General features: G+C 65.3%; 5 protein-coding genes. 2 read left to right on the plus strand and 3 right to left on the minus strand.

Features of this window, described 5'->3' with window-relative positions; genetic code table 11:
* Positions 1-3: 3 nt before the first annotated feature.
* Positions 4-1,407, minus strand: coding sequence for a M20/M25/M40 family metallo-hydrolase (locus RMO81_RS15260; protein WP_310476796.1), 1,404 nt, complete (start codon positions 1,405-1,407; stop codon positions 4-6).
* Between the two features lie 89 nt (positions 1,408-1,496).
* Between RMO81_RS15260 and RMO81_RS15265 the strand changes: the two genes are divergently transcribed.
* The gene (locus RMO81_RS15265; RefSeq protein WP_310476797.1) at positions 1,497-2,750 is read left to right on the plus strand and encodes a dicarboxylate/amino acid:cation symporter; all 1,254 of its coding nucleotides are present in this window, start codon (positions 1,497-1,499) and stop codon (positions 2,748-2,750) included.
* Here the strand turns inward: RMO81_RS15265 and RMO81_RS15270 are convergent.
* Together RMO81_RS15270 and RMO81_RS15275 are read right to left on the minus strand one after the other, a co-directional pair.
* A complete protein-coding gene (locus tag RMO81_RS15270; protein ID WP_310476798.1) occupies positions 2,741-3,265 on the minus strand; it encodes a DUF805 domain-containing protein in 525 nt (174 codons plus the stop codon). The two genes, RMO81_RS15265 and RMO81_RS15270, sit on opposite strands and share 10 nt — an antisense overlap.
* A gap of 16 nt (positions 3,266-3,281) precedes the next feature.
* A complete protein-coding gene (locus tag RMO81_RS15275; protein ID WP_310476799.1) occupies positions 3,282-4,790 on the minus strand; it encodes a YifB family Mg chelatase-like AAA ATPase in 1,509 nt (502 codons plus the stop codon).
* Positions 4,791-4,901: 111 nt separating this feature from the next.
* Here RMO81_RS15275 and RMO81_RS15280 point away from each other — a divergent pair, with 111 nt between their 5' ends.
* The gene (locus RMO81_RS15280) at positions 4,902-5,258 is read left to right on the plus strand and encodes a hypothetical protein (protein WP_310476800.1); all 357 of its coding nucleotides are present in this window, start codon (positions 4,902-4,904) and stop codon (positions 5,256-5,258) included.
* The last annotated feature ends 185 nt before the right edge of the window (positions 5,259-5,443 follow it).

Below are 5,443 nucleotides of genomic sequence, written 5' to 3' on the forward strand. Positions count from 1 at the left end.
GGCCTATCCGGCGAGCCGCCGCAGGATGCTGTCCCAATGGCGCAGGGCAGGGGCGATGGCGGCTTCCGGCACCCGTTCGTTCAGGCCGTGGGCGAAACTGTCTTCCTGCCGCATGAACAGGCTGGAGACGCCGTAGGACGGGATGCCCTGCGCCCGCCAGAACACGCTGTCGGTGGCGCCGGCGTCCATGCCGGGCGTGGCCTTCAGGTCGAGCAGGCCGGGCAGGCCGGCCGCCCGCGCCGCAACGGCGGCTTGCACGGCGGCTGTCACGTCGGGCCGCAGCGGCGATGCCGGCGTGACCGGCCAATCGATGCCGGCGGCAAAGCGCACGCCCGGATCTTCGGCGATGCGGGCCAGTTCGGATTGCACCGCTGCGATGCTGGTGCCCGGAAAGATGCGGCAGTTGACCGTGAGGGTGACGCGCTGTGGCAGGGCGTTGGGCGCATGGCCGCCGCTGATCATCGTGGGCACGCAGGTGGTGGCGATCTGGCCAATGGTGCCGGGATTGGCGCGCAGCACGGCGATGGCTTCAGCATCCGCCGGGTTGGCGGCAAAGCGCGCCATGGCCTGGCCCAGAATGTCGCTGCGCTGCCGGGCGGCTTGCGCCAGCGAGGCCCTGGTGATCTCGTTGAACTGCGCTGGCCAGCGGTGCCCGGCGATGCGGGCTGAAACCAGCCCGATGCGGGCGATGGCGTTGCTGGCGGTGGGGGTGGAACTGTGGCCGCCGGGATCGGTGATGGTCATCTGGAAATCGGCGTAGGATTTTTCGGCCGCTTGCAGCTTGTAGAAAAACGGCTTGCTCTGCGCATCGAGCCCACCGCCGCCACCATCGCTGTTCAGCATATACTCGAAGCCGATTGCTGCAGCCTGTTTGGCCTGCACGGCGCTGGCGGTGCCTTCGGTTTCCTCGTCGCCCGACAGGAACAGGTGGATATCGCGTTTTGGTGTCCAGCCACTGGCCTTCAATTTGGCCAGCGTGGCGATCATCATGGCGACATCGAATTTGTTGTCCTGCACCCCGCGTCCAAAGATATAGCCATTTTCGGCGACGGCGGTGAAGGGTGGCCGTTCCCAATCGGCCGGGTTGGCTTCCACCACGTCCAGATGCCCGGTCAGGGCGATGGGTTTGGCCTTGGCCGTAACGGCGGCGCGCCAGGCCATGTGGAAATTGGCGGTGCCGGCCAGTTCGTCGATCTGGATATCGGCGGCGTTGAACCCGGCCTTCACCAGCCAATCCCGGTAAAAGCGGGCCAGTGCCGGCGTCTGGCCGCGGCCCTTGACGCTGGCGATGCCGACACTTTCCATCAACAATGTCCTTGCCTCGGCGGCGTCGCCGGGTGCGGCGTGAGCCGACGCGGCGGTGATGCTGACAGAAAGGGCAAGGGCGATGGCGAGGGTGCGGATCATGGCCGGCAGACTGCGCCGGGCGTGGCCTGCCTGCAAGCCCGACGGTTTCCGGCTTGACGGCGCTTTGGCGCTGTCCGAAGTCAGCAAGGATGAAACCCACCAACTCGCTCACTCGCTGGATCTTGATCGGCCTTGCCGCCGGGCTTGGCGTTGGCTGGGCGATCAATACCAGTGTGCCGGCCGATCAGGCAAAGGAGATCGCCGGTTATCTGTCAATCATCACCGATGTGTTCCTGCGGCTGATCAAGATGATCATCGCGCCGTTGGTGCTGGCCACGCTTACGGTGGGCATTGCCCATATGGGTTCCGGCGGCGCGGTGGGCCGCACCTTTGTGCGCACCCTGGCATGGTTCATCGCGGCATCCGTGTTCAGCCTGGGGTTGGGCATCCTGATGGTCAATCTGCTCAGCCCCGGCGTTGGGGTGGGCCTGCCGCTGCCGCCGGTGGAAAGCGTCTCGGGCGTGGTGACCAAGGCCTTCAACCTGAAGGAATTCATTGGCCACATCTTCCCCAAATCCATCATCGAGGCGATGGCCACCAACGAAGTGCTGCAGATCGTGATCTTCAGCCTGTTTGCCGGCGTGGCGCTGATCCAGATGGGCGAGAAGGCCAAAGTGATCAACGACGGGCTTGATGCCATCATGAACATGATGCTGGTGATCACCGGCTATGTGATGAAGGTGGCGCCGTTTGCGGTGTTTGCCGCCATTGCGTCGTCGATCGCCGTGGAAGGCCTGGGCATCTTGTGGACGTTCGGCAAGTTTGTTGGCGGGTTTTATCTGGCGCTGGCGGTGCTGTGGGCGTTCCTGCTGGGGGCCGGCGCCTTTGTGCTCGGCTTTGGCGAAGTGCGCCGGCTGATCCCGGAAATCCGCGAGCCGTTCCTGATCACCTTTGCCACCGCCTCATCAGAAGCCGCCTACCCCAAGCTGCTGGCCTCGCTCGAACGGTATGGCGTGCCCGGCCGCATCGCTTCGTTCGTGCTGCCGCTGGGCTATAGTTTCAACCTTGATGGCTCGATGATGTACTGCGCCTTTGCCAGCATCTTCATCGCGCAGGCCTATGGCATCGATCTGTCATTGGGGCAGGAAATCGCCATGCTCGGCCTGTTGATGATCACATCCAAGGGCATCGCCGGCGTGCCGCGCGCATCGCTGGTGGTGATCGCCGCCACGCTGCCCTATTTCAACATCCCCGAAGCCGGCCTGCTGCTGATCCTGGCGGTGGACCATTTCCTCGACATGGGCCGCAGCGCGACGAACGTGATCGGCAATGCGGTGGCGACCGCCGTCATCGCCAAATGGGATGCCGCCGAGGCGCCAGCGGAGGCCAAGGCTCAGCCGTAATAGACGGTGGGGTTCGGCGCTTCGGCGAGCGGATCGGGGCCGAAGCGGTTTTCGCCCTGGGTGCCGCGTGTGCAATACCAGGCCAGCATCACCACAGCCATGGCCAACACGGCAACGCCGCCGATTGCCACCACCACAGCGGCACTGCCTACACCGGCGCCGGCCCCGGCTTCGCTGCCCAACAGGCCGGCGATGGCACCACCGGCGCCCGCCATCCCGGCAATGGCCAAAGTGGGCACCAGCAGCGCCAGCGGTGCCAGCAGCCACCAGCCGGTGCGATCAAGATCGTGCAGCCGCCGCACGCCCACCGCGATGCTGGGCAACAGGAGGCCAAGCGACACGATGGGGTTGAACAGCTGGAGGCCAAGGGCAACGTCAAGGATGGCTGCCGGCAGGCTGATCAGGAAGCTGAACAGCGCGAACCACCAATATTCGGCGCGCGGGCTGCGGCCGGAAAACTGGGCATAGCGCTTCAGCGGCAGCAGCATCCATTCAGTGGCAGAGCGGGTGATCATGGCTTGGCCTTTCGGTTCAGTTCACAGGTGGACGGCGGCGGTAGCTGAGCGCTTCGGCGACATGGATGCGCGCGACGCCGTCGCTGCCGGCCAGATCGGCGATGGTGCGCGCCACCCGCAGCACGCGGGTATAGCCGCGGGCGGAAAGCCGCAGCGTGTCGGCGGCCTGGGTGAGCAGGCGTTGGCCTTCGGCATCCGGGGTGGAATGGGCGGTGAGCGCCTCGCCGTCGGCTTCGGCATTGGTGCGCACGCCCATGCCGGCATAGCGCGCGGTCTGCCGGGCGCGGGCGGTGGCGACCCGGGCTGCGACCTGCGCGCTGGTTTCAGCTGGCGGCGGCAGCGTGAGATCGGCGGCGGACAGCGCCGCCACTTCGACATGCAGATCGATGCGGTCGAGCAGCGGCCCGGATAATTTGCTCTGGTAATCCGCCGCACAGCGCGGCGCGCGCGAACAGGCCTGAGCGGGATCGGAAAGATAGCCGCAGCGGCACGGGTTCATGGCGGCGATCAGCTGCACGCGCGCCGGATAGGTGACATGGGCGGCGGCGCGCGCCACCTGCACCTGCCCGGTTTCCAGCGGCTGGCGCAGCGAATCGAGCACGCCGCGCTGATATTCGGGCAGTTCATCAAGGAATAGCACACCCAGATGCGCCAGCGACACTTCGCCGGGCCGCGCCTTGGCACCGCCGCCCACCAATGCCGCCATCGAGGCGCTATGATGCGGCGATCGGAACGGCCTTGTGCGTTTCAATTTGCCGCCCTCCAATTCACCAGCGATGGAAGCGACCATCGAGACTTCCAGCGCTTCGGCTGGCGTGAGATCGGGCAGGATACCGGCCAGGGCGGCCGCGATCAGCGATTTTCCCGAACCGGGCGGTCCGCTCATCAACAGATTGTGGCCGCCGGCCGCGGCAATTTCGGCGACGCGCTTGGGGGTTTCCTGGCCCTTGATACTGGCAAAATCCGGGCCGCGGCGCGGCGCTTCGGCCTGCGCGCGCTGCGGGGCGGGCAGGATGATCTGGCCTTTCAAATGGTTGATCAGCGCCAGCAAATCGGGCGCTGCCAGCACATTCACCTCGCCGGCCCAGGCGGCTTCCGGGCCTTGGGCCGCCGGGCAGATCAACCCCAGTTCGTGGGCACTGGCATGAATGGCGGCGAGCAGCACGCCCGGCACCGTCTGGATGGCGCCATCCAGGCCGAGTTCGCCGACCGCGACAAATTCATCGAGCGAGTCCTGCGGGATCACCCCCATCGCGCTGAGCAAGCCAAGTGCGATCGGCAGATCATAGTGAGAGCCTTCCTTGGGCAGATCGGCCGGCGACAGATTGACCACCACGCGTCTTGGCGGCAACGACAGCCCGATGGCATGCAGCGCGGCGGCCACCCGCTCACGGCTTTCCTTCACCGCCTTGTCGGGCAGGCCCACCGTCACGAAGGTGACCGGCCCGGCCGAGATCTGCACCTGCACATCAACACTGCGGGCTTCGAGCCCCAGAAACGCCACCGTGCCGACATGGGCCACCATCAACCATATCCCCAAAAAAGTGGAAGCATCTGACCCTGCTGTGAATTCGTAGAGTCTTATGCCCTGCGGTGCAATTGCCGCCTTATGATTGCCACAGCCGGGTCGTATCGGATGGTTATCGTGATTCGTTCTGGTTTCCTTGATCTTTTGGTTCGGTCCCAACCCTTCCGGGTGTTCCAGATTTTGCTGGGGCTCCTGCTGATGGCGTCTGCCGGGATCGTCGGGCTGCTGTCGCCGGCGCCGATCGGCATTGTGATCTTTGGCGCCGGGGTGGCTTTGGTGTTCCGCAACTCGCGCTGGGCGCGGCGGCATTATCTGCTTTATACCCGTCAATACCCGCGCGTGCGCCGGGCGGTGGACTTTGGCTTGCGGCGCGACAAGCGGCGCGCCAGGCGCACGCAGCAAGGCTCGGCTTCATTGACGAACAGGGTGACTGACCCTACATCGCCCACCATGCCACCGGTGTGACGGGCCACCCTGTCACGCGCGTACTGCCCAAGGTCACGCTAAGTCAGGATTTTCATGCTCGGGTTGAACAAGGTCGCGAAGGCGATTTTCGGATCGTCGAATGATCGCTATCTGAAATCGCTGCGGCCGATCGTGAAGCGCATTGGCGATCTGGAAGCCCAGATCAGCGCGCTCACCGATGAGCA

Origin of the sequence: Sandarakinorhabdus sp., assembly GCF_031422795.1 — a bacterium.
Classification (GTDB): Bacteria; Pseudomonadota; Alphaproteobacteria; order Sphingomonadales; family Sphingomonadaceae; genus Sandarakinorhabdus.